Below are 25,348 nucleotides of genomic sequence, written 5' to 3' on the forward strand. Positions count from 1 at the left end.
GATCGGCTCCGGATTTATTGTAGTGAGGCACTTTTTATTGTAGTGAGGCACTTTTTAGAGTCTATGCTCTATAAAGTCAAATGACATCTTGCGCGGGGTTGTTTCATCCGCTTGCGGATAGGTCGTAAGATGCCCGTCATCGCACTCTGAATTAAAGCTCAAGCCATGGCCCCTCGGATCAAAACCAGCGAGCGCATCGTGCAGAACAGCCTGGAGCTGTTCAATCAGCAGGGTGAGCGCAGCATCAGCACCAACCACATTGCCGCCCACATGGAAATTTCACCGGGCAACCTGTACTACCACTTCCCCAACAAGCAGGCGATCATCGCCGTGTTGTTCAGTGAGTACGAAAGCCTGGTGGACAGCTTCCTGCGCCCCCCTCAGGGTCGCGCGTCTACGGTCGAGGACAAGCGCTTCTACCTTCAGGAGCTGCTGGCGGCCATGTGGCGCTACCGGTTTTTGCATCGCGACCTCGAGCACTTGCTCGACAGCGATCCCGAACTGGCGGCCCGGTACCGACGGTTTTCCCAGCGCTGCCTGATTCATGGCACGCACATCTACGCGGCCTTCGTCGAGGCCGGCATCCTGCAAATGGACAAGGTTCAGATTGAGTCCCTGACGCTCAATGCGTGGATCATCCTGACGTCCTGGGTGCGGTTCCTGTGCACCACGCGGGAGAATTCCAACCACCTGAGCGAGCAGGCCATCAAACGGGGTGTGTATCAGGTGCTGGTGCTTGAGGCCGGGTTTGTCACGGATCAATCCCGCGACGCGGTCAATGCACTCTGCGAAGAGTTTTATGTGCCGTTGGCCCAGGCACTGGAAGAAGTGTAGTAGGACTCAATTCGACTTAATCACTGGAGCCCGTTATGCCCATTGCGCAACTGATCAGCCCGCAAGCACTGGACCTGAAAAAGGAGCAGTCGGGGCTGGTGATTCTGGATTGTCGTTTTGCCCTCGAAGACCCGGACTATGGCCAGCGTAGCTACGCCGAAGGGCACATCGCCGGGTCGAGCTTTGCCGATCTGGAACGTGATTTGAGTGGTGTTGTGGTCAAGGGGGTCACCGGGCGCCATCCCTTGCCCAAACCTGAAGACTTGATCGAACGCCTGCAAGCCTGGGGCATCAACGCTGACAGCGAAGTGGTTTTGTATGATGACGGTCCGGGTGCCTACGCGGCACGGGCCTGGTGGTTGCTGGCATGGCTGGGCAAGCGTGATGGCGTGTTCATTCTGGATGGCGGGCTCAAGGCCTGGCACGCGGCGGGGTTGCCGCTGAGCCTGGATGCGTGCGAGAGCAAGCGGGGCACCTTCACCGGTGTGCCGGACAACGCGTTGACCCTGAATGCGCAACAACTTCTGCAACGTCTCGGCCAGCCTGCGCTGACCTTGCTGGATGCCCGTGGCTTGCCGCGTTTCAAAGGCGAAGTTGAGCCTATCGATCCGATTGCCGGGCATATTCCGGGTGCGCAATGTGCAGCCTTTACCGACAACCTTGGCGCCGATGGGCGATTCCTGCCGGCGGATCAGCTCAAGCAGCGTTTTGCCGCAAAACTTGCCGATCGCTCGCCGAACGATCTGGTGGCGTACTGCGGTTCAGGCGTAACGGCGTGCCACAACCTGTTTGCGCTGTGCCTGGCGGGTTATCCGTTGGGGACGTTGTATGCCGGATCGTGGAGCGAGTGGATCAACGATCCTGCGCGGGGCATTGCTACCGGCGAATAAACGCAGCCTTACCCTGTGGAGTGAGCAGGCTCACTCCTAAGTAATGCTCATTTTCTGAGCGACTCCCGGGCACTGCGATACGCCCCCGGCCCCACCCCATAAACCTGCTTGAACTGCCGGCTCAGATGACTCTGGTCGGCAAATCCCAATTGCGTGGCCACTTCCAGCGGCAAACACCCGTTTTGTAACAGTGCCCTGGCCCGGGCGATGCGTTGTTGCATCAGCCAGGTGTGCGGCGGCATGCCGGTGGCTCGGCGGAACACCCGGGCAAAGTGAAACGGTGAAAGGTTCACCGCCGCCGCCAATTCCTCCAGTGACGGTGGTGCCGCCAACTGCGAATGCAGCAAATCCTTGGCCCGCGTCACCGCTCGATGCTCATTGCCGGGTTTGCCGGCAATCGGCACGGCCGCGTGTCGTTGCAGCAATAACAGCATCATTTCTCGCCAGACGGTTTGCTGTTGCAGGGCCGTGGATGGACTTTCCAGCAGACAATGCAGCTGGCAGAAACCCTTCACCAGGTCCGGGTCGCGATACAGCGTGGCGCCGAATGCCGGCAAGTGGTGGGTCGGCAATTCCAGCTCCGCCAGCAACGAAAGTAACTGGCTACTGTCCGGATAAAACGCCCGGTACAACCAGCCATCCTCCGTGCCTTTGTGGCCGGTGTGCAGTTCATCCGGGTTGATCAATACCAGCGTGCCACTGCCGGCCAGGTGTTCGGCTCCGCGATAGCGATAACGCTGGGCGCCGGCCATGATCATGCCGATCACATAACCCTCATGCACATGGGGTGCGAAGCGGTGCTCAATGTAGCGCGCGGACAACAACTCGACCCCGGCCAGCGGCGCGGTTTGCCAGAAGCGGATCGACTCGCCCTGATCGGCGTCCATGACCTATTCGCGCCCCACGGCGGCCAGCCACTGCGGGATGCGCCGTTCCAGGTAATAACCCGGTTGTCTGAACGAACCATCCACGAAACCAACATGCCCGCCCTTGGCCTGTAATTCGAGCAGTGTGCAGGCCGACAGTTCGTCGGCGTGGGGCAGGCTGTGGGGGAAAACAAAGGGATCGTCGGCCGCCTGAATAATCAGGGTCGGTGTGCGAATTTCCCCAAGGAAATAGCGGCTCGAGGCGCGGCGATAGTAATCCTCGGCATCGATATACCCGTTCAAGGGCGCCGTGACCCGGCCATCGAAATCCCAGAAGGTGCGCATGTTCTCCAGCGAACCCAACGCGGCCAGCGCCGCCAGGCCATCCTCGCGCCCGTCATGCTGGAACTGGCGCTGTTTGTTTTTGATGTAGGCGAGCATTTCGCGCATGAAGTGCGCCTGATAAACCTTGGAAAAGCCCTGGCCGATGCGATCTGCACATTGGTCGAGACGGAACGGCACCGAGACCGCCACTGCGCCGACCACGCCGCTGTCACTGCCGGACTCGCCCAAATGTTTAAGCAGGACATTACCGCCCAGGGAGTAGCCGACCGCGTACAGCGGCGCCAATGGACGTTTGGCCCGCAGGTGCCTGATGGTTTCGGCGAGGTCTTCACTGGCACCCGAATGGTAGCTGCGCGCCAACAGATTCGGCTCGCCGGAACAGCCACGCCAGTTCAGCGCGACACTGGCCCAGCCTTGGGTGGCAAGGGCCTTTTGCACGCCGGCCACATACGGTGAGTTCGATGAGCCCGTCAGGCCGTGCAACACCAGCACCAAGGGCGATGTCGCGCTGTGAGGGCCGTGCCAGTCGAGGTCGAGGAAGTCGCCGTCTTCGAGCCACAAGCGCTCGCGCTCGCGTTCAATATGCGTGGTTTTGCGCCAAAGCGGTCCCCACAAGGTTTGCAAGTGCGGGTTGCCCAGGCCCAAGGCGGGGGTAAAGCGTTCTGGCGGATGGGACACGATCACTCTCGATGCAGCGGTGCGCAACGTGTGCGCACCTTTTCAGGCCGGTCGATTAACCGGCGATCTCTGCCATACGTTGCCACAACGCGTAGTAGACCCGCCCGGATTTCTGTTCACGGTGCAGGCGCCAGTTGCCTGGCAAACCGAGGGACGACGGCGCGTTTTCGCTTTCAGTGTAGATCCAGGCTTCGTTGGCCAACCACTGACGCTCTTCCAGCAGCGTGCAAACGGAAGGCAGCAGGTCCTGGTTGAACGGCGGGTCGAGGAAGACCAGGTCGTACGCAGTCGCTGTCTGGGTTTCCAGATAGCGCAGGGCATCGGCAGTCTGAACGTGGCCGGTGGTGCAGCGCAGTGTGCCCAAGTGTTCCTTGATGCTGGAAACCGCAATGTTGCTGGCGTCCAGCGCCTGGCCCATGGCCGCGCCACGGGACAGGGCTTCTAGAAACAGTGCGCCGCTGCCGGCGAACGGGTCCAGCACCTTGGCGCCCGGGACATAAGGCGCGAGCCAGTTGAACAGGGTTTCACGCACCCGGTCCGGGGTCGGACGCAGGCCTGGGGCATCCGGGAAGCTCAGTTTGCGGCTGCCCCATTCGCCCCCGATGATGCGCAGTTGGTTCACGCCGTTATGGACGTTATGAACAGGTTTTTTTGGACGCGTGGCCATTAATGCTCCGGAACCCCGAGCGGTTGCTCGGCAGGTTTATCAGATGGGGCCGGTAACGGCTTTTGTGGCACGGTCGGGCCAGCGCTGACGATGACCATTTTGTCCGTGCTCAGGTGTTTGTTCAGTGCAGTCTTGACCTGTTCGATGGTCAGGCTCTGGGACTGACGCATGAAATCATTCAGATAACTGAGCGGCAGGTTGTAGAACCCCATGGCGCCCAACTGGCCGACGATATCGGCGTTGCTGGCGGTGGACAGCGGAAAGCTGCCGGCCAGTTCTCGCTTGGCGTCATCGAGTTCTTTCTGGGTCGGGCCGGTTTTAAGGTAGTCGGCCAGCACGTCTTGTACCAGCTTCAGCGTGCCTTCGCTCATCTCGGCGCGAGTTTGCAGGTTGATCATGAACGGGCCGCGCGCCTGCATCGGGGTGAAACCCGAGTACACGCCGTAGGCCAGGCCACGCTTCTCGCGGACTTCGCTCATCAGTCGGGTGCCGAAACCACCGCCGCCAAGGATCTGGTTGCCTAACGACAGAGCGGCGTAGTCCGGGTCGTCACGGTCGATGCCCAGTTGCGCGAGCATCAGGTTGGTTTGCTTGGACGGGAACTCGATGTGACCAATGCTGGCTTTGGGTTCTTCGGGCTGCGCGATTTTCGCCAGTGCCGGGCCTTTTGGCAGCGCGCTGGAGACTTGCGCGGCAATCGCTTCGGCCTCGGCGCGAGACAGGTCGCCCACCAGCGCAATCACCACGTTGCCCGCTGCGTAGGCTTTCTCATGGAACGCCTTCAGCTGAGCCTGCGTGATGGCGGGAACGGTTTTCGCCGTGCCGTCACTGGCGTGCGCGTAAGGATGATCACCGTACAAGCGGTTCATCAGCTCCAGACTCGCCAGTTTGCCGGGGTTTTGTTTCTGATACTCGAAGCCGGCCAGCATCTGATTCTTGATGCGTGCGAAGGAACCGGCGGGGAAGGTGGGTTTGCCGACCACTTCAGCGAACAGCTTCAGTGCCGGTTCGCGCTTGTCCTTGGCACTGAGGCTGCGCAAGGACGCGAGTGCCATGTCTTTGAACGCCCCGTTGCCAAAGTCCGCCCCCAGGCCTTCGAAGCCTTGCGCAATGGCGCCGACATCTTTCCCGGCTACCCCTTCGTTGAGCATCGCGTTGGTCAGCAGGGCCAGGCCCGGTGCATTGCCGTCCTGGCTGCTGCCGGCGGCGAAGATCAGGCGCAAGTCGAACATCGGCAGCTCGCGGGCTTCGACGAACAACACCTTGGCGCCTTCGGCGGTGTTCCAGGTCTGGACGTCGAGTGAGCGGTGGCTCGGTGCCTTGCCATCGAGTTCAGTCAGCGATTGCAACTTCTGGCTGGACTTGGCTTTGTCCAGGGCTTCGCTGGCCTTGGAGTCGCCGCTTCTGCTCAGGTAGAAGGCCGCGGAGCCGATCAGGGTGACAGCGATCAGGCCGATCAGGGCCAGGCGTGGTTTTTTACGCTCACTCATGAGTCGTCTCCAGTGGCAGGACATGGGCGACGCTGAGACGTTCGCGGGTGAAATACAGCTTGGCGGCTTTCTGGATGTCTTCTGGCGTTACGCTTTCCAGGTCGGCCAGTTCGGTGTCCATCAACTTCCATGACAGGCCGACGGTTTCCAGTTGACCGATGGACGTGGCCTGGCTGGTGATCGAATCACGTTCGTAGACCAGGCCGGCAATCACCTGAGCCCGCACGCGCTCCAGCTCTTCAGCGGACGGCGCAGTGGTTTTCAGCTGTTCGAGCAGTTTCCACAGACCGGCTTCGGCCTGGGCGATGGTTTTCTTTTTCTGTGAATTAGGGCTGGCCGACAAGGTGAACAGGCTGTCGCCGCGCGTGTAGGCGTCGTAACTCGACGAGCCGCCGGACACCAGCTCTTCGCCGCGTTCCAGTTGGGTCGGGATGCGGCCGCTGTAGCCGCCATCGAGCAGGGCCGCGATCAGGCGCAAGGCGTTCACCGAACGCTTGTCTTCGGCGGTGGCGATGCTCGGTACGTTGAAGCCCAGCATCAGGCTCGGCAGTTGGGTTTGCACATGCAGGGTGATCAGGCGTTCACCCGGCTCGGCCAGTTCCAGCGGGATTTTCGCCGGCGGTACGTCGCGCTTGGCGATCGGGCCAAAGTAGCGCTGGGCCAGGGCTTTGACCTCGTCTGGAGTCACGTCACCGACGACCACCAGCGTGGCGTTGTTCGGGGCGTACCAGGACTGGTACCAGTGGCGCAGTTCTTCGACTTTCATGCGATCCAGGTCAGCCATCCAGCCGATGGTCGGCGTGTGGTAACCGCTGGCGGGGTAAGCCATGGCCTTGAAGCGCTCGTAGGCTTTGGACATGGGCTTGTCGTCGGTACGCAGGCGACGTTCTTCTTTAATGACTTCGATTTCCCGGGCGAACTCGTCAGACGGCAGGCGCAGGCTGGCCATGCGGTCCGCTTCCAGTTCAAAGGCTACGCCCAGGCGGTCGCGGGCCAACACTTGGTAGTACGCGGTGAAATCGTCGCTGGTGAACGCGTTCTCTTCGGCGCCCAGGTCGCGCAGGATCAACGAAGCTTCGCCGGGGCCGACTTTCTCGCTGCCTTTGAACATCATGTGTTCGAGGGCATGGGACAGACCGGTCTGGCCCGGTGTTTCGTAGCTGGAACCGACCTTGTACCAGATCTGGGAAACCACCACCGGCGCGCGATGGTCCTCGCGCACGATCACTTTCAGACCGTTGTCGAGCGTGAATTCGTGGGTGGGTTGTGGATCGGCAGCCAAGGCTGACAGTGGCAGACAAACTGTGCTGAGCAGCAGGCCTGCAGCGCGGCGGGCTAGAGCATTCATTCGTTTTTTAAACCTGTTGGGCTGCCCGCTTGGTCTTAGCGTCAGCGGGCGAGAGGGTGCTAGGATAACGGTCCGTTTTACTGGCGGCCACGCCTATCAGGCCTTTGATCGGTCTGCAGGTTGTTTGGGTTTTCGGCTCGAGCGTTGAGTTTGTCAGCTAAACTCTGCGTTTTCGCCGACGATGCCGTTCCAGTCCTTCGAATTAGTCGACCTTTGGGGTGCGATTTGCACCCCGACAAAATGTTGCGCGTGAACAAGCTGGGTCAATCGCAGTCTGTTCTGCATCGAATATTTATTTGCCGGGGCGCCATTGGCGCGTCGCTACCGTGAGATAGCCGTCCTCCATGTTTGGTTCCAACGACGACAAGAAAGCCCCAGCTGCGGCTGGCGAGAAGAAAAGCCTGTTCGGATGGCTGCGCAAAAAGCCGCAGGAACCCGTCGTCGAACAGCCACAACCACTTCCTGAGCCCACGCCGGCGCCGGTTATAGAAGAAACACTCGCGCCGATCGTGTTGCCCGTCGCCGAACCGGTGCTGCAACCGGTGGTCGAGCCCGATCTCGTCGCTGAAGTTGTCACCCAAGCGCCCCTGACACCGATTGCCGAACCCTGGCTGACGCTGCCGGTGGCCGAGGAACCGGTGGCATTGGTTGAAGATGAGTTGGCGCCGCACATTACGCCGCCGATTCCCGCGCCGACTGCGTTTGCACCTGCTCCCGTTCAGGTTTCGGTGGTTGAGCCGGTCGTCGCGCCAGCCGTCGTGGCCGAGCCTGAACCGGTTGTTGCAGAGGCGGTGATTCCTGCTTTCGTTGCTCCGGTTGCTCCGGTTGCTCCGGTTGCTCCGGTTGCTCCGGTTGCTCCGGTTGTGCAGGCGCCAGCACCGGTCGCCGCTGTCATCGAAACACCTGTCGAACCGCCGCGTACAGAAGAAACCAAAGCCGGCTTCTTCGCCCGTCTCAAGCAGGGCCTGTCCAAGACCAGCGCCAGTATCGGCGAAGGCATGGCCAGTTTGTTTTTGGGCAAAAAGGCCATCGATGACGAGCTGCTGGAAGATCTCGAAACCCGTCTGCTGACCGCCGACGTTGGCGTCGAGGCCACTTCCGTGATCATCCAGCGCCTGACCCAAAAGGTTGCGCGCAAAGAGCTGGCCGATTCCGATGCGCTGTACAAATCCTTGCAGGCTGAGCTTGCCGCCATGCTCAAGCCGGTCGAGCAGCCGCTGAAAATCACGTCGCAGAACAAACCGTTCGTCATTCTGGTGGTAGGCGTCAACGGCGCCGGCAAGACCACCACCATCGGCAAACTGGCGAAGAAGCTGCAACTCGAAGGCAAGAAAGTCATGCTCGCCGCCGGTGACACCTTCCGCGCGGCAGCGGTCGAGCAGTTGCAGGTCTGGGGCGAGCGCAACAAGATCCCGGTCATCGCCCAGCACACCGGCGCCGACTCGGCTTCGGTTATCTTCGATGCCGTACAGGCCGCCAAGGCCCGTGGCATTGACGTGCTGATCGCCGACACCGCCGGTCGATTGCACACCAAAGACAACTTGATGGAAGAGCTGAAGAAAGTCCGCCGGGTCATTAGCAAGCTCGATGCCGATGCGCCGCACGAAGTGCTGTTGGTGCTTGATGCCGGTACGGGTCAGAACGCTATCAACCAGGCCAAACAATTCAACCAGACCGTCGAACTGACCGGCCTGGCGCTGACCAAGCTCGATGGCACCGCCAAGGGCGGGGTGATTTTTGCCCTGGCCAAGCAGTTCGGCCTGCCGATCCGCTACATCGGCGTCGGTGAGGGCATCGACGATTTGCGTACCTTTGAAGCTGAACCCTTTGTCCAGGCATTGTTTGCCGAGCGGGAGCGTTCATGATTCGTTTCGAACAGGTCGGTAAACGCTACCCGAACGGACACGTCGGCTTGCATGAGCTGAGCTTTCGAGTCCGTCGGGGCGAGTTTTTGTTTGTAACCGGCCATTCCGGCGCCGGTAAAAGCACCTTGTTGCGCCTGTTGCTGGCCATGGAGCGTCCGACCACCGGCAAGTTGCTGTTGGCCGGCCAGGACTTGGGCACCATCAGCAATGCGCAGATTCCTTACCTGCGTCGACAGATCGGCGTGGTGTTCCAGAATCACCAGTTGTTGTTCGATCGCACGGTGTTCAACAACGTCGCACTGCCATTGCAAATCCTCGGGCTGTCCAAAGCCGAGATCGCCAAGCGCGTGGATTCGGCCCTGGAGCGCGTGGCGCTCTCGGACAAGACCGATTTGTACCCGGGCGACCTGTCGACGGGGCAGCAACAGCGCGTCGGCATTGCCCGCGCCATCGTTCATCGCCCGGCCTTGCTGCTGGCGGACGAACCGACGGGTAACCTCGACCCGCGCCTGGCTGCCGAAATCATGGGCGTATTTGAAGACATCAATCGTTTGGGCACCAGTGTGCTGATTGCCAGCCACGACCTGGCGCTGATCGCTCGTATGCGTCACCGCATGCTCACACTGCAACGTGGCCGATTGATTGGCGATGGGGAGGCGGGCGAATGAGTGCGACACGCAGCCCTAAAGTTTCCGAACGTGTAGCCCCGAAGGCTGCCGAACCGCAACCGCAGAAGAAAAAACACGACGATGACGACGGCCCGGATTTCCCGACGTTGTTTCGGGCCTGGGTCGAAAGCCATCGCGCCAGCCTGCTGGACAGCTTGCGTCGCTTGGGCAAACAGCCGATCGGCAGCTTTTTCACCTGCCTGGTGATGGCCGTCGCGCTGAGCCTGCCCATGGGTCTGTCACTTTTGCTAAGTAACGTCGAGCGTCTGGGCGGATCCTGGCAACGTGCGGCGCAGATTTCCCTGTACCTGCAACTGGAAGCCAGCCCTGAGCAGGGTGAGTCGTTGCGCGAGCAAATCAAAGGGATGCCCGGCGTCGCTGATGCCGAGTACGTGGGGCGCGACCAGGCGCTGGAAGAGTTTCAGCAGCAATCTGGCTTGGGTGAGGCGCTGAAGGAATTGCCGGAAAACCCGCTACCCGGCGTGGTTCTGGTCACCCCGAAGGAAGTCGACAAGCCGGCGCTTGAAGCATTACGACAAAAACTTTCCGAGTTGCCGAAGGTACAACAGGCACAACTTGATCTAGTCTGGGTCGAGCGTCTGGCCGCGATCCTCAAGCTGGGCGACCGTTTTGTCTTTGGTCTGACCGTGCTGCTGGTTTCTGCATTACTTTTGGTGATAGGCAATACCATTCGTCTTCATATTGAAAACCGCCGCACAGAGATAGAAGTGATTAAACTCGTCGGCGGCACTGACAGCTATGTGCGCAGGCCCTTTCTATATATGGGTGCGCTTTATGGCTTCGGTGCGGGGATTCTGTCTTGGGGCGTACTGGCGTTTGGCCTGAACTGGCTCAACGACGCGGTGGTAGGACTGGCCGGTTTATACGGCAGTGATTTCGCACTGGCCGGAGTGCCAGTTGCCGACGGTCTGTCTCTCTTGCTTGGCGCGGTGCTGTTGGGGTATATCGGTGCATGGATTGCAGTCGCACGCCACCTGAGGGAGCTTGCGCCTAAGTAGTATCATTTTGCTCGTATTGACCTTTCAGCGTTTATGGGAACTTGTTTTTCGGTTTCCGGTCAATTTTCGCAGTGCTGAACTGCACGAGTTTGTAAGTGGGAGGTTTTTTCGTATGACCAATTCTTTGCAACCTGCATATGCTCTGGTCCCGGGTGCGAACCTGGAGGCCTATGTGCACACCGTCAACAGCATTCCATTGCTGACGCCGGAGCAGGAGCGTGAACTGGCCGAGAGTCTCTATTATGAGCAGGATTTGGGGGCGGCTCGGCAGATGGTGCTCGCCCACCTGCGTTTTGTCGTACATATCGCCCGTAGCTATTCCGGCTACGGTCTGGCTCAGGCTGACCTGATCCAGGAAGGCAACGTCGGGCTGATGAAGGCGGTCAAGCGCTTCAACCCGGAAATGGGTGTGCGTCTGGTTTCGTTTGCTGTGCACTGGATCAAGGCGGAAATCCACGAGTTCATCCTGCGCAACTGGCGCATTGTGAAAGTCGCGACGACCAAGGCCCAGCGCAAGTTGTTCTTCAACCTGCGCAGCCAGAAGAAGCGCCTGGCGTGGCTGAACAACGAGGAAGTCCATCGTGTGGCGGAAAGCCTCGGTGTAGAGCCTCGGGAAGTGCGCGAGATGGAAAGTCGCCTGACCGGCCATGACATGGCCTTCGACCCGGCCGCGGAAGCGGACGACGACAGTGCCTTCCAGTCGCCGGCCAACTACCTGGAAGACCACCGGTACGACCCGGCCCGTCAACTGGAAGATGCCGATTGGAGCGACAACTCCAACCACAACCTGCACGAAGCGCTGGAAGTGCTGGACGACCGCAGCCGCGACATCCTCTACCAGCGCTGGCTGGCGGAAGAAAAAGCCACGCTGCACGACCTGGCGCAGAAGTACAACGTGTCGGCCGAGCGTATCCGTCAGCTCGAGAAGAGCGCGATGAACAAGCTCAAGTTGTCGATTGCGGCATAACCGGCGCGAAGGCAATAAAAAACGCCCCGATCATTGATCGGGGCGTTTTTGTTTGTGCCCGGATTTATGCCTCACCCTGGCCCTTGTGGGAGCGAGCTTGCTCGCGAAAGCGGTGTATCAGTCAATAACTGTAGCGACTGACCAGACGCTATCGCGAGCAAGCTCGCTCCCACAGGGGATTTTCAGTGTTCGGGAATTGTGTTCGGCTACTGGGCCCAAGGCGCTCGGCGCGAATCATTGAGACCCACCAGATAACTGTCGCCACCCAGCTGACTCATCTGTTTGCGAATCCAGCCGGCTCGCCGCGCCACATAAGAGGTGGGATGGCTTGCACTCCAGACACGCGGGTTTGGCAGTACGGCGGCCAACAAGCTCGATTGTTGGCGACTGAGGCCTTTGGCGCTCACACCAAAGTGGTGTCTGGCTGCCGCCTCTGCGCCAAATACCCCGTCATCCCATTCCACACTGTTGAGGTACACCTCAAGAATCCGCTGCTTGGGCCACAACACCTCGATCAATCCGGTAAACCAGGCTTCCAGGCCTTTGCGCAGCCAGCTACGGCCGGACCAGAGAAACAGATTCTTCGAGACTTGCTGGCTCAAGGTGCTGGCACCTCGAATCGAGCCACCGAGCTCGTTGTGAGCCAGTGCTGCCTGAATCGCACCGAGATCAAACCCCCAGTGTTCCGGGAATTTTTGGTCTTCGCCGGCAATCACCGCGACTTTAAGGTCGTCGGAGATTTCATCCCACGGCTTCCAGGTGCGTTGCAGGTCAATGGGCTCGCCGTCGAACCAGGATTCGATCTTGCGCTCGACCATCAGCGCAGTCCCCGGTGGCGGGACCACGCGAAAGATCAACACCAGCAATACGCTGCCGCCCATGAACCAGAGCACGGCCTTCGTGAAACGACGGAAATAGATACGCAGCATAGAGATGGCTTGGCCGAACCCGTTGAGCGGGCCATTATACAGACCCTGTTGATCGAGTCTGACTGGAGTTCTTAATGCTGCGTGGCTTTCTGATGCTGGCCGCTTTCTTCGGCTTCACCGGCGTTGCCTTGGGCGCGTTCGCCGCCCACGGCTTGAAAAACCGTCTGACCCCCGAGTATCTGGCGATATTCCACACCGGCGTCACTTACCAATTGGTGCACACCCTGGCGTTGCTGGGCATTGCGTTACTGGCCACGCAAATTCAGGGGCGACTGATCACCTGGGCGGGCGCGTCGTTTGCCATCGGCATCCTGCTGTTTTCCGGCAGCCTGTACCTGCTTACCCTGACCGGTGTCAGCAAGCTCGGAATCATTACGCCCTTCGGCGGGCTCGCATTCCTGGTGGGCTGGGCGTGCCTGGGGCTTGCCGCCTGGCGGTTGAGCTGACCGGGTGGTCCATTTCATGACGAATGGCTTGGGTCACCAAGACTGATCGGGCTAGAATGCCAGCCCCTAAAAATGATGACGGCATTCGGTATGCGCATTCAGTTGAACGGCGAATCCCTTGAACTGCCCGACGGTGAAACCGTTGCGGCCCTGCTGACCCGTCTGGAACTGACCGGACGCCGGGTAGCGGTCGAACTCAATCTGGATATCGTCCCGCGCAGTCAGCATGCCGGAACTGCACTGAACGACGGCGACAGCGTCGAAGTCGTTCACGCCATCGGCGGCGGCTAGTCTGCACCCAGTCCGAAAGGGCAAGAATTCTGCAAGAACCTCACCCCTACAGAGGATTTCCCATGAGCATCGTTCGTAGCGACAAGCCTTTCGTCCTGGCCGGTCGTACTTACCAGTCGCGTTTGCTGGTCGGTACTGGCAAGTACCGTGACATGGAAGAAACCCGCCAGGCTATCGAAGCCTCGGGTGCCGAAATCGTCACCTTCGCCGTGCGCCGCACCAATCTGGGCCAGAACGAAGGCGAGCCGAACCTGCTCGATGTCCTGTCGCCGGATCGCTACACCTTCCTGCCGAACACCGCCGGTTGCTTCGACGCTGTCGAGGCCGTGCGCACCTGCCGCCTGGCTCGTGAACTGCTTGGCGGGCACAATCTGGTGAAGCTGGAGGTGCTGGCGGACCAGAAAACCCTGTTCCCCAACGTGATCGAAACCCTCAAGGCCGCCGAAGTGCTGGTCAAGGAAGGCTTCGACGTGATGGTGTACACCAGCGATGACCCGATCATCGCCCGTCAATTGGCGGAAATCGGCTGCATCGCGGTCATGCCGCTGGCCGGCCTGATCGGCACAGGCCTTGGGATCTGCAACCCGTACAACCTGCAGATCATCCTCGAAGAAGCCAAGATCCCGGTGCTGGTGGATGCCGGTGTCGGTACCGCGTCCGACGCCACCATCGCCATGGAACTGGGTTGCGAAGCCGTGCTGATGAACTCGGCCATCGCCCATGCCCAGCAGCCGATCATGATGGCTGAAGCCATGAAACACGCCATCGTTGCAGGTCGTTTGGCCTACCTCGCCGGCCGCATGCCGAAAAAACTCTATGCCAGCGCCTCCTCGCCGCTGGATGGTCTGATCAAGTAAGAGCCATTGATGACTGAATCAAACGACACGCCAATCCAGACGGAAGAAGGCGAAGAGCGCCAACACCGCCGCATCAAGAGTTTTGTGATGCGCGCCGGGCGCATGACCGAAGGCCAGCAAAAAGGCCTGGAGCAGGGCACGCCGCTGTTTGTCTTGCCGTTGGCCGATGCGCCGGTGGACTTCGATCAAGTGTTCGGCCGTTCGGCGCCGCGCTCGCTGGAAATCGGTTTCGGCATGGGCCATTCGCTGCTGGAAATGGCTGCTGCCTCGCCGGAGCAGGATTTCATTGGCGTGGAAGTTCACCGTCCGGGTGTGGGTGCGCTGCTCAATGGCGTGCTGACTCAGGGCCTGACCAACCTGCGGGTCTACGATTGCGACGCGATTGAAGTGCTCAATCGCTGCATCGCCGACAACAGCCTCGATCGCCTGATGCTGTTTTTCCCGGACCCGTGGCACAAGAGCCGTCACCACAAGCGTCGTATCGTTCAGGCGTCGTTCGCTGAACTGGTACGCAGCAAGCTGAAGGTGGGCGGTGTGCTGCACATGGCTACCGATTGGGAGCCGTACGCCGAGTACATGCTGGAAGTGATGAACGTCGCGCCGGGTTATCGCAACCTCGCCGAAGACGGCAAGTGCGTTCCGCGCCCGGCCGAGCGTCCGATCACCAAGTTCGAACGCCGCGGCGAACGGCTTGGGCACGGCGTGTGGGACCTGAAGTTCGAGAAACAGTCCTAAGCCTTACGCAACAAACTGTGGGAGCGAGCCTGCTCGCGAAAGCTTCATGACATTCAACACTTCGTTGATTGTCAGGCCTTCGCAAGCCGGCTGGCTCCCACCGTCGTTGTGTGTGGTGTTCAAGTTCAGTGGCGATCCGCCGACAACTCTACGCCCCCACTTGTAAAGGAAGACAGGTTTGAAAGCCCTCTTCGCCTGCACGTTGCTTTTGAGCCTGTTGGCCTCGACAGCCTGCGGCCCCGCCGTAACCCCCGATGAGTATTTTGCGCGCGCCCAGAAAGCGGCCGCGGATCTGCAGCGTAACGCCGATGAAATAATCAGGCTGGAGGCGGCAGGACAGCTCGATCTGACCAACAGGCCCGAGCAGTTGGAGAATGCAGAAAGTACCCTCGAAGTACTCGCAGATAATCTCAAGCGCGCATCTGATGGCGGGCACACGCTCGCGACGTACTTTCTGGCTAACCTACAAAGCAATCCGATGTATTCCGGGCAGTCGCCGAAAGAGGCCTGCGGCCTTTACCAAAAAGCCATGGACCAAGGCTTGTTGGCAGCCGCCATTGGCTATTACAACGTGTGCGATCGGGCCTACGAAAGGTTTGATCTGCACAACGCCGATCACCTGAAATACTTGCAAACACTGGAGCAGTTGCTTCAGAAGCCCGACATAAAGGGCGGCGGCTATCCGTTGATGGCCACGCGTTCCCTATGTTTCCAGGACGTGAATGCACCATTGCCCCAGCAAGGCATCATGGAGGCTATGCAGGCCCGCGCCGCCGCGCTGCTGCTGACAGAAGCGCAATATCGCGCCGAGGCCAATTACATTCTGGCGCTGACACGCGTGAACAAAAATGACCGTCCCGATAGCCAGAATATTGTCTATCTGGATAAAGCCGAGGCATTGGGCTGCAAAGACTTTCTGGGGCTGAGCGCCATGATGCGCAACGCAGTCATGGCGGCAGAGGCTAAATAGAAGGCGTTGACGTCAGCGGCGGTCAGCCACGACACCAATCAGCACCAGCACCACCAGCAACACGGGGGCCAGGCTGTAGTTGTTGAACTGGCTCAAGCCGCGAACGATCCATGGCGTCGCGTAAATCAGCGCGGCGCCGCTACCGATCATGCACAGCAGGGCCATCAGTGGCACGCGCAAGGCGCCGGCAATGCTGCCCAGCCGTTGCTCGACCCAACCTTTGAAGTCCGAACCAAACAGCACCAGCAGACAGCCCACCAAGGCCAAGGCGATTTCCGACAGGTTGCTGCGGCTCCAGCGGGACACGGTGGCGAGCAGGTCGAGTATCAAATCCATTCGTTTTCCCTTAAGGCTGAAATCAGCTCAGAAATGTCTGCAACAAGTCATTGAGAAACAGTTGTCCGCGCGTCGTGGCCGCCAGACGTGACGGTTCGACCTGCAACAAGCCACTTTGTTCGGCTTCGCGACGGTGTTCGGCAAGGCTTTCCAGGCTCAGCCCGGTGCGCTCCGGATACAGTCGCGATTCGACGCCCTCGGTCAGGCGCAGCGCGTTCATCAGGAACTCGAACGGCATCTCATCGTTGGTCAGCGCCTTCTCGCCCGCCTTGAAGCTTTTGGCCGGATTGAGGTAATCCTTGGGCAAGCGGGTCTTCCAGGTGCGCACGATGCGCCCGTCCGGATGGCTGAGCTTGCCGTGGGCACCCGCGCCAATACCGATGAAGTCGCCAAAGCTCCAGTAATTGAGGTTATGCCGCGCCGGGCGACCCGGCTGGGCATACGCTGACACTTCGTATTGCGCGTAACCGTGTTCGGCGAGCAGCGCCTGACCCGCTTCCTGAATGTCCCACAGGGTGTCGTCTTCCGGCAGCGTCGGTGGCTGGTTCCAGAACACCGTGTTCGGCTCCAGCGTCAGCTGATACCAGGATAAATGAGTCGGTTTCAGGGCGATGGCGGTACGCAGGTCGTTCAGGGCATCTTCCAGGGACTGATCGGGCAGGCCGTGCATCAAGTCCAGGTTGAAGTTATCGAACCCGGCCTGACGGGCCATGCCAGCGGCGCGTACCGCTTCGTCGCCGTTGTGAATCCGCCCCAGGGCCTTGAGTTTCTCTTCCTGAAAACTCTGGATGCCGATCGACAGGCGATTGATCCCCAGTTTCCGGTACGCCACGAACTTGTCTTGCTCGAACGTTCCCGGATTGGCTTCCAGGGTGATTTCGATGTCATGCGCAAACGGGATGCGTTGTTCCACGCCTTTGAGCAATCGGCCCAAGGCTTCGGCGCTGAACAGGCTTGGCGTGCCGCCACCGAAGAAGATCGAACTCAGTTCGCGGCCGTAAACCGCGTGCAAGTCTTCATCGAGGTCAGCCAGCAGCGCATCGACGTACTCTTCTTCCGGCAGCACCGGGCTGGCGGTATGGGAGTTGAAGTCGCAATAAGGGCATTTGCGCACACACCACGGAATGTGGATGTACAGCGCCAAGGGCGGCAGCACGGGCAGTGCCGCCCGTGGCGATTGGGCGTCACCGCCGAAGATCAGCGGCGACGCGGATGATTCACGGGTCATTTCAAGCCCAGACGCTGGCGCAGCAGATCCATTGCACGGGCGCGGTGACTGATCTGGTTCTTGTCGCTCGGGCTCAGTTCGGCGCTGGAGCAATCGCGCTCCGGCACCCAGAACAGCGGGTCATAGCCGAAACCGTGTTCACCGCTGGCCGCCGGCAGAATGCGCCCGTGCCACAGGCCTTCGCAGAGGATCGGCAACGGATCTTCGGCGTGACGCACCAGTGCCAATACACAGACGAACTGCGCGCCGCGCTCGGCCTCGGGCACGTCTTTCAAGACGTCGAGCAGCTTGGCGTTGTTCGCTGCATCGCCCTTGCCATCGGCATAACGAGCCGAATAGATACCCGGCGCACCGCCGAGGAAATCCACTGCCAGCCCAGAGTCGTCGGCGAGCGCCGGCAGGCCGGAGATGCGCGCGGCGTTGCGGGCCTTGAGGATGGCGTTCTCGACGAACGACAGGCCGGTTTCTTCAGGTTCGACGCTGCTGAACTCGCCGATCGAGCGCAGTTGCACCGAGTCGCCGAGCATGGCCTGGAGTTCCTTGAGTTTGCCGGCGTTATGGCTGGCCAATACGAGTTGCGTGAAGTTGATCATTCGCCGGGGAATAGCTCTTGGTTGAAATTGATGGTGTTGATTTTGTCACCGTTCTGCACCTTGATTTCGAAGGTGCGGACTTCCTGCTGATCCACCGGGTATTGCGCGATGTAGTAGATCGCACCTTGTTCGGTGATTTGTTTGAATTGCAGGGGCACGCTCTGGCTGGTCAGGTCTTTGACCGTGCCGCTCACCTGAGCCATCAGCGGCTTGCCTTCCTTGATCACGGCAACATTGATCACGCCCTGGTTCTTGCTGCGGATCAACTCCGCCGATTTGGCGATGTCCGGTGTCAGGAATGTGGAGTTGAAGGTGTTGTAGTGCACCGTCACGTCGCCAAAGGTTTCCTGGCGATCGCCCTTGATGGCGTCCGCGGCCATGGCCGTGACGCTCAGGCAGGCAGTGAGTAGAAACAGCGCTAGACGACCCATATTCGTTCTCCTTGGAATGTCGTGGTTCAGACAGCGACCTTGTGATCCTGCAGCCCGGGGCTGCTGACGCGGTAAATACCGATCTCACCTAACAGATTAGGCCATAGCTTACTGGCCCACCCGTGCCGATGCTGTTGATCCACGGCAAGCCGATCAATGACCTTGGCTTCACGTTCACGACACAACGCCTCAAAGTCTTCGAAGGTGCAGAAGTGGATGTTCGGCGTGTTGTACCAGGTGTACGGCAGAAACTCGGAGACCGGCATCCGGCCCTTGCTCGCCAGGTACCAGCGGCAGCGCCAGTGACCGAAGTTGGGGAAAGTGATGATGCACTGGCGCCCAACGCGCAGCATTTCGTCGAGGATCTTGTCCGGGTAATGCACGGCTTGCAGCGCCTGGGTCATGACCACGATGTCGAAGCTGTTGCTGGCAAAGTTGCCCAGGCCCTTGTCCAGGTCCTGCTCGATGACGTTGATGCCTTTGGCCACGCACTCGGCGATGTTGTCCGGGTCGTTTTCCAGGCCATAGCCGGTGACTTGCTTGTGGTCGCGCAGCCAGGTCAGCAGTTCGCCATCGCCGCAGCCGAGGTCGAGCACGCGGCTGCCGGCGGGGATCCATTCCTGGATGATTTCCAGATCGGCTCTCATGTCTTCCTCAAAGCGAAATGCGGTTCATGTAGTTGCTGAAGGCTTGCAGGTAGCGCGGGATCGGAATCAGGAAGGCGTCGTGGCCTTGCGGGGCGTCGATCTCGAGGTAGCAGACGTCTTTTTTCGCGGCCATCAGCGCGTCCACCAGTTCCCGCGAGCGGGCAGGGGAGAAGCGCCAGTCGGTGGTGAACGACATCACGCAGAACTTGGCCTGGGCATTGGCGAAGGTTTTCGCCAGGTCATCATCGAAGTTCGCTGCCGGGTCGAAGTAGTCCAGCGCCTTGGTCATCAGCAGGTAGGTGTTGGCGTCGAAGCGCCCGGAGAACTCTTCGCCCTGATAGCGCAGGTAACTTTCGACCTGGAATTCCACGCTGTGAAAATCGTAGTTGAGCTTTTCGCTTTTCAGGCCACGGCCGAATTTTTCGCCCATCGAATCATCGGACAGGTAGGTGATGTGCCCGACCATCCGGGCCAGCATCAGACCGCGCTTGGGAATCACGCCGGCTTCCTGGAACGAACCGCCGTGGAATTCGGGGTCGGTGAGGATGGCCTGGCGCGCCACTTCGTTGAACGCGATGTTCTGCGCCGATAGCTTTGGGGCCGAGGCGATGGCCAGGCAGTGACGAATGCGGTCGGGGTAAGTGATGCTCCATTGCATCGCCTGCATGCCGCCAAGGCTGCCACCGATCACTGCTGCCCATTGGCCGATGCCGAGGCGGTCGGCCAGACGCGCCTGGCTGTGCACCCAGTCTTCCACGGTCAGCACCGGGAAATCGGCGCCGAAGGGCTTGCCGGTGTCCGGGTTGATGCTGCTCGGGCCGGTAGAGCCGTTGCAACCGCCAAGGTTGTTCAGGCTGACCACGAAGAATTTGGTGGTGTCGATCGGCTTGCCGGGCCCGATGCAGCTGTCCCACCAACCGGGTTTACGGTCGTCGGCGCTGTGAAAACCGGCAGCGTGATGGTGACCGGACAACGCATGGCAAATCAGCACGGCGTTGCTCGCCGTGGCGTTCAGCGTGCCATAGGTTTCGTAGATCAGGTCATAGGCTGGAAGCGAACGCCCGCAGGCCAGGGCCAGGGGTTCGCTGAAGTGCGCCACTTGCGGCGTCACCAGACCAACAGAATCGGGGGGAAAGGCAGTTGGCATCGACCCTGCTCTCGTTGAAATGAGGCGTAAGTCTAAAGACCGGTGGGGTTAGCGGCAAGCAAAGGCCCGAGCTGATTTCTTCCTGTCAGGCCAAGGTGCGGCCATCGCGGGCAAGCCCGGCTCCCACAGGGGAATGCATGCCTCTGTAGGAGCTGGGCTTGCCCGCGATGAACGATGACGCGGTCAACCTGCCGGACGCACCAGATCAGGCAACTCCGGCAGCTTCTTCGGCGAACAAATCCGCACCCGTTTCTGCCGGTTCAGCTCACCGCTGATCAAACTCACCTGGCTCTTGGAGACCCCAAACGCCTTGGCCAGAAACGCCATCAGGTAAGCATTTGCCTTGCCTTCGACCGGTGGTGCGGTCAGGCGGATTTTCAGGCGATCCCCATGCAGCCCGCAGAAATCATCGCTGCGGGCGGCCGGTTGCAGGTGACACTCCAGAATCAGGTCGTCACCGTCCCAGCGGTAGTAGCTCATCAGATCAGGCCAAGCAGGCCCTGCGGCATGAACGCATAGAACGCAAGGCGCGGGATCAGCCAGCTTTGCAGCAGCTGGATCGCGATGAACGCGAAGATCGGCGAAATATCGAGGCCGCCCAGGTTCGGAATGATGCGGCGGAACGGCGCGAGTACCGGTTCAGTGATCTGGCCGACCAACTCAGCCCCCGGATTGTGGCTGCCCGGGGCGACCCAGGACAGAATCACGCTGATGATCATTGCGTAGAACAGCACATTCAAGAACAGCGAGAACAGCGCAATGATCGACCATGGCACCAACAGCAGCCAGTCAACGTCGAAGCCTTTGAGCGTGAGGATGACCGCCATCAGCAGCATCTGCAGGATCAGCGCCAGCACCAGCGACGACATGTCCAGCCCGAACATGCTCGGGATCACCCGGCGCAGTGGCTTGAGCAGCGGTTGGGTGGCTTTGACGATGAACTGGCAGAGCGGGTTGTAAAAATTCGCCCGGACCAGTTGCAGGATGAAGCGCAGCAGCACGATCAGCAGGTACAGGCTGCCCAAGGTTTTAATGATGAAAACGGCAGCGTCATTGAGTCCTAGCATTATTGAATCCTTTGTAAGAGCTGATTAGCGACCAAGTTGCTCAGCCATTTCGGCCGAGCGATGCGCGGCGGCGCCGAGTGCTGTTTCGACCAGGGCTTCGAAGCCGCCGGCCTGGAACGACTTGATCGCAGCTTCCGTGGTGCCCGCAGGCGACGTTACACGACGACGCAGTTCGGCGGCATCGACATCGCTGGCGACTGCCATGTGCGCGGCGCCCAGCGCGGTTTGCAGGGTGAGTTGTGCGGCGATGTCCGCTGGCAGGCCCAGCTTCACGCCCGCGGCGGTCATGGCTTCGATCAGCAGGAAAAAGTACGCCGGGCCGGAGCCGGACACCGCAGTGACGGCGTCCAGTTGCTGTTCTTCGTTGAGCCACAGGGCAATGCCGACAGCCGACAGCAGCTCTTGGGCTTGCTGGCGTTGATCGGCGTTCACTTGGGCCGTGGCGAACAAACCACTCACGCCCTGACGCAGCAGCGCCGGGGTATTAGGCATGCAGCGTACGATCGGCTGAGCACCGAGCCAGTTGTTCATGCTGGCGCAGGTGATGCCAGCGGCAATCGACACCACCAGTTGATTGGGCTTCAGGCTTGGGCGAATCGCTTCGCACACGGCTTTCATCGCCTGAGGTTTGACCGCCAGGACGACCACGTCGGCGTCTTGAATGGCGTCGGCATTGTCGGCGAATACTTCGATGCCGTGTTCGGCAGCGACCTTGGCGCGGGTTTCGGCACCGGGATCGCTGGCGCGGATCTGCGCAGCGTCCAGACCTTTGGCGCGCAGGCCGCCGATCAGGCTGGCGGCCATGTTGCCGGCACCGATAAAGGCAATACGGGTTTTGCTCATGTCAGGTCCTTATAAAGAGTGGTGTCAGCCAGGGTTTCAAGGCTGGCCGTAGTCGCGGGCGCCGAACAGGGCCGTACCAACGCGGACCCAGGTGGCGCCCATGGCAATGGCCGACTCAAGGTCGTGGCTCATGCCCATGGAAAGTGTGTCGAGCGGCAGGTTCAGGCTGGCTTGCAAGTGCTGCACGGCAGCAAAAGCGGCATCCTGGGCGGCGCGATCTTCAGTCGGCTCGGGAATTGCCATCAGCCCGCGCAGCTTTATGCGAGGCAAGGCGTTGATGGCATTGGCCAAGGCCGGCAGGTCGGCCGGGGTGCAGCCGGATTTGCTGGCTTCACCGCTGACGTTGACCTGGATGCAGATGTTCAGTGGCGGCAAATCGGCAGGGCGTTGTTCGGACAGGCGTTGTGCGATTTTCAAGCGATCCACGGAGTGCACCCAGTCGAAGTGCTCGGCGATAGCGCGAGTCTTGTTCGATTGAATGGGGCCGATGAAGTGCCAGATCAAGGGCAGGTCGGCCAGTTCGAGCTGTTTGCCCAGGGCTTCCTGCAGGTAGTTCTCGCCAACGTCGCGCAGGCCGGCGGCATAGGCTTCACGCACGGCTTCGGCGGGTTTGGTCTTGCTCACGGCCAGCAGCTGAACGCTGTGCTCATCGCGCCCGGCGGCCAGGGCGGCGGCACGGATGCGTGAACTAACCTGAGCAATGTTGTCTGCTATCGTGGACATTCAATGTGCGCCAGCGGTCTGAAGGTTCGCGGCATTCTACTGGAATTGAGGAGCGCTATGGATATCACTGAGCTGCTGGCTTTCAGCGCTAAACAGGGCGCATCCGACCTGCACTTGTCAGCCGGCCTGCCCCCGATGATCCGCGTCGACGGCGATGTGCGGCGCATCAACCTGCCGGCCCTGGATCACAAACAGGTTCAGGAGCTGATCCACGACATCATGAACGACACCCAGCGGGTGGACTTCGAGAAACACCTGGAAACTGATTTTTCCTTCGAAGTGCCCGGTGTGGCGCGTTTTCGGGTGAATGCGTTTAACCAGAACCGGGGCGCCGGGGCGGTGTTCAGGACCATTCCATCGAAGGTCCTGAGCATGGACGACCTCGGCATGGGCGAGGTGTTTCGCAAGATCACCGATGCGCCGCGCGGGCTGGTGCTGGTCACCGGGCCGACCGGTTCCGGCAAGTCCACCACGTTGGCGGCGATGATCGACTACCTGAACAGCCATCGCCATCACCACATCCTCACCATCGAAGACCCGATCGAGTTTGTCCACGAATCGCGCAAATGCCTGATCAACCAGCGCGAGGTGCATCGCGATACGCGCAGCTTTGCCACGGCCCTGCGCTCGGCCCTGCGCGAAGACCCGGACGTGATTCTGGTGGGGGAGATGCGGGACCTGGAGACCATTCGCCTGGCGCTGACCGCTGCCGAGACCGGGCATCTGGTGTTTGGCACGCTGCACACCACGTCAGCGGCGAAAACCATCGACCGGGTGGTGGATGTGTTCCCGGGGGATGAGAAGTCGATGGTGCGGTCGATGCTGTCGGAATCGTTGCTGGCGGTGGTGTCGCAGACACTGGTGAAGAAGATCGGCGGCGGGCGGATTGCGGCGCACGAGATCATGTTGGGCACGTCGGCAATCCGTAACCTGATCCGCGAGGACAAGGTGGCGCAGATGTACTCATCGATTCAGACGGGAGGATCGCTGGGGATGCAGACGCTGGATATGTGCTTGAAGGAGTTGGTGACCAAGGGCTTGATCAGTCGCGAGCATGCGCGGGACAAGGCACGGTCGCCGGATAACTTCTGAGGAGGAGGTGATCGCTCCCACGCAGAGCGTGGGAGTGATCATCCCGGGTCAGGCCCGGGATTTCATCAGCGCTGTACGACGCGCATCTGATTCGGTTCTTTTGGCAGAACCCGCTTGGCAACCACGTAGTGTTTTTCCCAGTACGGTTTCTTCAGCGTATCGATGCTCACCGACTTGCCACGGCGGGGCGCGTGGATGAAGCGGTCATTGCCCAGGTAGATGGCAACGTGATTGACTCGACGGCTTTTGATGTTGAAGAAAATCAGGTCGCCGGGCTTCAGTTCGTCGCGATCGACTTTCTCGCCATGACCGCTGGCCATGGCATTGGAAGTGCGCGGCAGGTCAAACGTAGCGTCGTTGAACGCGTATTTCACCAGGCCACTGCAATCGAACCCTTTACTTGGGCTACTGCCGCCCCAACGGTAGGGAGTACCGAGGACGTTGACGGCGCGGCTCAGCACATTGCTGCTTTCCTTGCTCGCCATCGGCGGTACAAGTTTGCTGTTGGCGTTGCTCGGTTCGCTCGACAGTTTTGCAGTTTGTTTGCTTTTGTTCGAAGGAGCAGAAGCATGGGATTTTGGGGTGTAACCATTAACGTTTGGAAGACGTTGCTCACGATTGGTGGCGTGGGCGGCCAGTGGCATCAAAAGGCAAATGGTTAGCCATGTCTTGAAAAATGGACGCATTAGGCAGGGCTCGAATGGGTGAACGCGCAACTTTATAACAGCTTTTTTTACCCTTCCGAGGCCGTTGGTCGATTCAACCTGGTGGCCATTTGAACCAAACAAGCGGCAGATTGACGCAATTGTCGGACAGAAGTCAGGTGCTATAAGGCTTTGACGGGACCCACGGTAGCATTTGCCATACGTCGGCTACCTGTAAAAAAGTCACAAAGATTTAAAGAATATTTCTCTATCGTGTGAATCGAGGTCATTCATGAACAGCTATCAACAGTCGGCCGCGCATCAGGATACTCACAGTAAAGTGATCGGGTATCTGCTGTGGATTTTTGGTTTTACCGGGGCTCACCGCTTCTATTACGGCAAGCCTGTGACCGGGACGATCTGGTTCTTCACCTTTGGTTTGCTGGGGATTGGCTGGCTGATCGACGTATTTCTGATCCCGGCTATGGACCGTGAAGCTGACCTTCGGTTCACCGCTGGGCCTATCGAGTACAACGTGGCGTGGATTCTGCTGACGTTTCTAGGGGTGTTCGGCGTGCACCGGATGTATCAGGGGAAGTGGATCAGCGGCTTGCTGTACCTGGTGACGGGCGGGTTGTTCTTTGTGGGGGTGCTGTATGACTTCTGGACACTGAATGACCAGGTTTCGCTGCGAAACGCCCAGAATAAGAGCGCTTTCTAAGACGCCATCGC

General features: G+C 59.9%; 30 protein-coding genes. 13 read left to right on the forward strand and 17 right to left on the reverse strand.

All coding sequences use genetic code 11. From position 1 onward, the window contains the following. The first annotated feature begins 165 nt into the window (after positions 1–165). Both BMS17_RS13670 and BMS17_RS13675 read left to right on the forward strand, forming a co-directional pair. Complete coding sequence (locus BMS17_RS13670; protein ID WP_046029693.1) at positions 166–834, forward strand: TetR/AcrR family transcriptional regulator; 669 nt, start codon at positions 166–168, stop codon at positions 832–834. A gap of 35 nt (positions 835–869) precedes the next feature. Next, positions 870–1,724 carry a sulfurtransferase gene (locus BMS17_RS13675; RefSeq protein ID WP_046029695.1) on the forward strand — a complete coding sequence of 285 codons (855 nt, stop codon included), beginning with the start codon at positions 870–872 and terminating at the stop codon, positions 1,722–1,724. Between the two features lie 47 nt (positions 1,725–1,771). Here BMS17_RS13675 and BMS17_RS13680 read toward each other — a convergent pair whose 3' ends face one another. The 5 genes from BMS17_RS13680 to BMS17_RS13700 are packed head-to-tail and all read right to left on the reverse strand — an operon-like array spanning position 1,772 to position 7,118. After that, on the reverse strand, positions 1,772–2,611 hold the full coding sequence (locus tag BMS17_RS13680; protein ID WP_046029698.1) for an AraC family transcriptional regulator: 840 nt from the start codon (positions 2,609–2,611) through the stop codon (positions 1,772–1,774). Positions 2,612–2,614: 3 nt separating this feature from the next. Next, positions 2,615–3,613, reverse strand: a complete 999-nt coding sequence (locus BMS17_RS13685) for a hydrolase (RefSeq protein WP_046029700.1) — start codon at positions 3,611–3,613, stop codon at positions 2,615–2,617. A 55-nt stretch (positions 3,614–3,668) separates the two neighbouring features. After that, a complete protein-coding gene (rsmD, locus tag BMS17_RS13690; RefSeq protein ID WP_046029702.1) occupies positions 3,669–4,280 on the reverse strand; it encodes a 16S rRNA (guanine(966)-N(2))-methyltransferase RsmD in 612 nt (203 codons plus the stop codon). Next, positions 4,280–5,770 carry a pitrilysin family protein gene (locus BMS17_RS13695; RefSeq protein WP_077431100.1) on the reverse strand — a complete coding sequence of 497 codons (1,491 nt, stop codon included), beginning with the start codon at positions 5,768–5,770 and terminating at the stop codon, positions 4,280–4,282. Before BMS17_RS13695 ends, rsmD begins: the two co-directional genes overlap by 1 nt. Continuing rightward, on the reverse strand, positions 5,763–7,118 hold the full coding sequence (locus tag BMS17_RS13700) for a pitrilysin family protein (protein WP_046029708.1): 1,356 nt from the start codon (positions 7,116–7,118) through the stop codon (positions 5,763–5,765). The genes BMS17_RS13695 and BMS17_RS13700 overlap by 8 nt, the downstream gene beginning before the upstream one ends. A 344-nt stretch (positions 7,119–7,462) precedes the next feature. Here BMS17_RS13700 and ftsY point away from each other — a divergent pair, with 344 nt between their 5' ends. The 4 genes from ftsY (at position 7,463) to rpoH (ending at position 11,637) form a co-directional block, all read left to right on the forward strand. Next, the gene (gene ftsY / locus BMS17_RS13710; protein ID WP_077431101.1) at positions 7,463–8,983 is read left to right on the forward strand and encodes a signal recognition particle-docking protein FtsY; all 1,521 of its coding nucleotides are present in this window, start codon (positions 7,463–7,465) and stop codon (positions 8,981–8,983) included. Then, complete coding sequence (ftsE, locus tag BMS17_RS13715; RefSeq protein ID WP_008026149.1) at positions 8,980–9,651, forward strand: cell division ATP-binding protein FtsE; 672 nt, start codon at positions 8,980–8,982, stop codon at positions 9,649–9,651. Before ftsY ends, ftsE begins: the two co-directional genes overlap by 4 nt. Continuing rightward, positions 9,648–10,670: a permease-like cell division protein FtsX gene (gene ftsX / locus BMS17_RS13720; RefSeq protein ID WP_046029714.1), complete on the forward strand. Its 1,023-nt coding sequence runs from the start codon at positions 9,648–9,650 to the stop codon at positions 10,668–10,670. Before ftsE ends, ftsX begins: the two co-directional genes overlap by 4 nt. 112 nt (positions 10,671–10,782) lie before the next feature. Then, a complete protein-coding gene (rpoH, locus tag BMS17_RS13725; RefSeq protein ID WP_007897890.1) occupies positions 10,783–11,637 on the forward strand; it encodes an RNA polymerase sigma factor RpoH in 855 nt (284 codons plus the stop codon). Positions 11,638–11,843: 206 nt separating this feature from the next. Here rpoH and mtgA read toward each other — a convergent pair whose 3' ends face one another. Further along, a complete protein-coding gene (mtgA, locus tag BMS17_RS13730; RefSeq protein WP_046029718.1) occupies positions 11,844–12,566 on the reverse strand; it encodes a monofunctional biosynthetic peptidoglycan transglycosylase in 723 nt (240 codons plus the stop codon). Positions 12,567–12,640: 74 nt separating this feature from the next. Between mtgA and BMS17_RS13735 the strand changes: the two genes are divergently transcribed. From BMS17_RS13735 to BMS17_RS13755, 5 genes are all read left to right on the forward strand, one after another. After that, entirely contained in the window at positions 12,641–13,012 is a 372-nt protein-coding gene (locus BMS17_RS13735; protein ID WP_046029720.1) for a DUF423 domain-containing protein, read from the forward strand. 90 nt (positions 13,013–13,102) lie between these two features. Further along, positions 13,103–13,303: a sulfur carrier protein ThiS gene (gene thiS / locus BMS17_RS13740; RefSeq protein WP_175648963.1), complete on the forward strand. Its 201-nt coding sequence runs from the start codon at positions 13,103–13,105 to the stop codon at positions 13,301–13,303. A 62-nt stretch (positions 13,304–13,365) separates the two neighbouring features. Then, a complete protein-coding gene (locus BMS17_RS13745) occupies positions 13,366–14,160 on the forward strand; it encodes a thiazole synthase (protein WP_046029722.1) in 795 nt (264 codons plus the stop codon). 9 nt (positions 14,161–14,169) lie between these two features. Continuing rightward, entirely contained in the window at positions 14,170–14,895 is a 726-nt protein-coding gene (gene trmB, locus BMS17_RS13750) for a tRNA (guanosine(46)-N7)-methyltransferase TrmB (protein ID WP_046029724.1), read from the forward strand. A gap of 178 nt (positions 14,896–15,073) precedes the next feature. Next, entirely contained in the window at positions 15,074–15,865 is a 792-nt protein-coding gene (locus tag BMS17_RS13755) for a hypothetical protein (protein WP_046029726.1), read from the forward strand. A gap of 12 nt (positions 15,866–15,877) precedes the next feature. Here BMS17_RS13755 and BMS17_RS13760 read toward each other — a convergent pair whose 3' ends face one another. The 10 genes from BMS17_RS13760 to BMS17_RS13805 all read right to left on the reverse strand — a co-directional run bounded on the left by BMS17_RS13760 (position 15,878) and on the right by BMS17_RS13805 (position 22,880). Continuing rightward, positions 15,878–16,201: a DUF3392 domain-containing protein gene (locus tag BMS17_RS13760; RefSeq protein WP_046029728.1), complete on the reverse strand. Its 324-nt coding sequence runs from the start codon at positions 16,199–16,201 to the stop codon at positions 15,878–15,880. A 22-nt stretch (positions 16,202–16,223) separates the two neighbouring features. Beyond that, a complete protein-coding gene (gene hemW / locus BMS17_RS13765; protein ID WP_046029730.1) occupies positions 16,224–17,429 on the reverse strand; it encodes a radical SAM family heme chaperone HemW in 1,206 nt (401 codons plus the stop codon). After that, positions 17,426–18,022: an RdgB/HAM1 family non-canonical purine NTP pyrophosphatase gene (gene rdgB, locus BMS17_RS13770; protein ID WP_046029732.1), complete on the reverse strand. Its 597-nt coding sequence runs from the start codon at positions 18,020–18,022 to the stop codon at positions 17,426–17,428. The genes hemW and rdgB overlap by 4 nt, the downstream gene beginning before the upstream one ends. Next, positions 18,019–18,453 carry a DUF4426 domain-containing protein gene (locus BMS17_RS13775; protein ID WP_046029733.1) on the reverse strand — a complete coding sequence of 145 codons (435 nt, stop codon included), beginning with the start codon at positions 18,451–18,453 and terminating at the stop codon, positions 18,019–18,021. Before BMS17_RS13775 ends, rdgB begins: the two co-directional genes overlap by 4 nt. A 26-nt stretch (positions 18,454–18,479) precedes the next feature. Continuing rightward, positions 18,480–19,100, reverse strand: a complete 621-nt coding sequence (metW, locus tag BMS17_RS13780) for a methionine biosynthesis protein MetW (protein WP_046029734.1) — start codon at positions 19,098–19,100, stop codon at positions 18,480–18,482. 7 nt (positions 19,101–19,107) lie between these two features. Continuing rightward, positions 19,108–20,247 carry a homoserine O-acetyltransferase gene (locus BMS17_RS13785; RefSeq protein WP_077431103.1) on the reverse strand — a complete coding sequence of 380 codons (1,140 nt, stop codon included), beginning with the start codon at positions 20,245–20,247 and terminating at the stop codon, positions 19,108–19,110. A 183-nt stretch (positions 20,248–20,430) separates the two neighbouring features. Further along, positions 20,431–20,727: a DUF167 domain-containing protein gene (locus BMS17_RS13790; protein ID WP_046029736.1), complete on the reverse strand. Its 297-nt coding sequence runs from the start codon at positions 20,725–20,727 to the stop codon at positions 20,431–20,433. Next, positions 20,727–21,314, reverse strand: a complete 588-nt coding sequence (locus tag BMS17_RS13795; protein WP_046029737.1) for a YggT family protein — start codon at positions 21,312–21,314, stop codon at positions 20,727–20,729. The genes BMS17_RS13790 and BMS17_RS13795 overlap by 1 nt, the downstream gene beginning before the upstream one ends. 24 nt (positions 21,315–21,338) lie before the next feature. Next, positions 21,339–22,157 carry a pyrroline-5-carboxylate reductase gene (proC, locus tag BMS17_RS13800; protein ID WP_077431104.1) on the reverse strand — a complete coding sequence of 273 codons (819 nt, stop codon included), beginning with the start codon at positions 22,155–22,157 and terminating at the stop codon, positions 21,339–21,341. A gap of 36 nt (positions 22,158–22,193) precedes the next feature. Then, entirely contained in the window at positions 22,194–22,880 is a 687-nt protein-coding gene (locus BMS17_RS13805) for a YggS family pyridoxal phosphate-dependent enzyme (RefSeq protein ID WP_046029739.1), read from the reverse strand. Between the two features lie 57 nt (positions 22,881–22,937). Between BMS17_RS13805 and BMS17_RS13810 the strand changes: the two genes are divergently transcribed. Continuing rightward, on the forward strand, positions 22,938–23,972 hold the full coding sequence (locus tag BMS17_RS13810) for a type IV pilus twitching motility protein PilT (protein WP_046029740.1): 1,035 nt from the start codon (positions 22,938–22,940) through the stop codon (positions 23,970–23,972). A gap of 65 nt (positions 23,973–24,037) precedes the next feature. On the opposite strand, the gene BMS17_RS13815 is transcribed toward BMS17_RS13810, so the two are convergent. Further along, positions 24,038–24,658 carry a C40 family peptidase gene (locus BMS17_RS13815; protein WP_046029741.1) on the reverse strand — a complete coding sequence of 207 codons (621 nt, stop codon included), beginning with the start codon at positions 24,656–24,658 and terminating at the stop codon, positions 24,038–24,040. 250 nt (positions 24,659–24,908) lie between these two features. On the opposite strand from BMS17_RS13815, the gene BMS17_RS13820 reads away from it, so the two are divergent. After that, positions 24,909–25,337, forward strand: coding sequence for a TM2 domain-containing protein (locus tag BMS17_RS13820; protein WP_077431105.1), 429 nt, complete (start codon positions 24,909–24,911; stop codon positions 25,335–25,337). The last annotated feature ends 11 nt before the right edge of the window (positions 25,338–25,348 follow it).

It is taken from the genome of Pseudomonas sp. C9 (assembly GCF_002000165.1).
In the GTDB taxonomy this organism is placed as follows: domain Bacteria; phylum Pseudomonadota; class Gammaproteobacteria; order Pseudomonadales; family Pseudomonadaceae; genus Aquipseudomonas.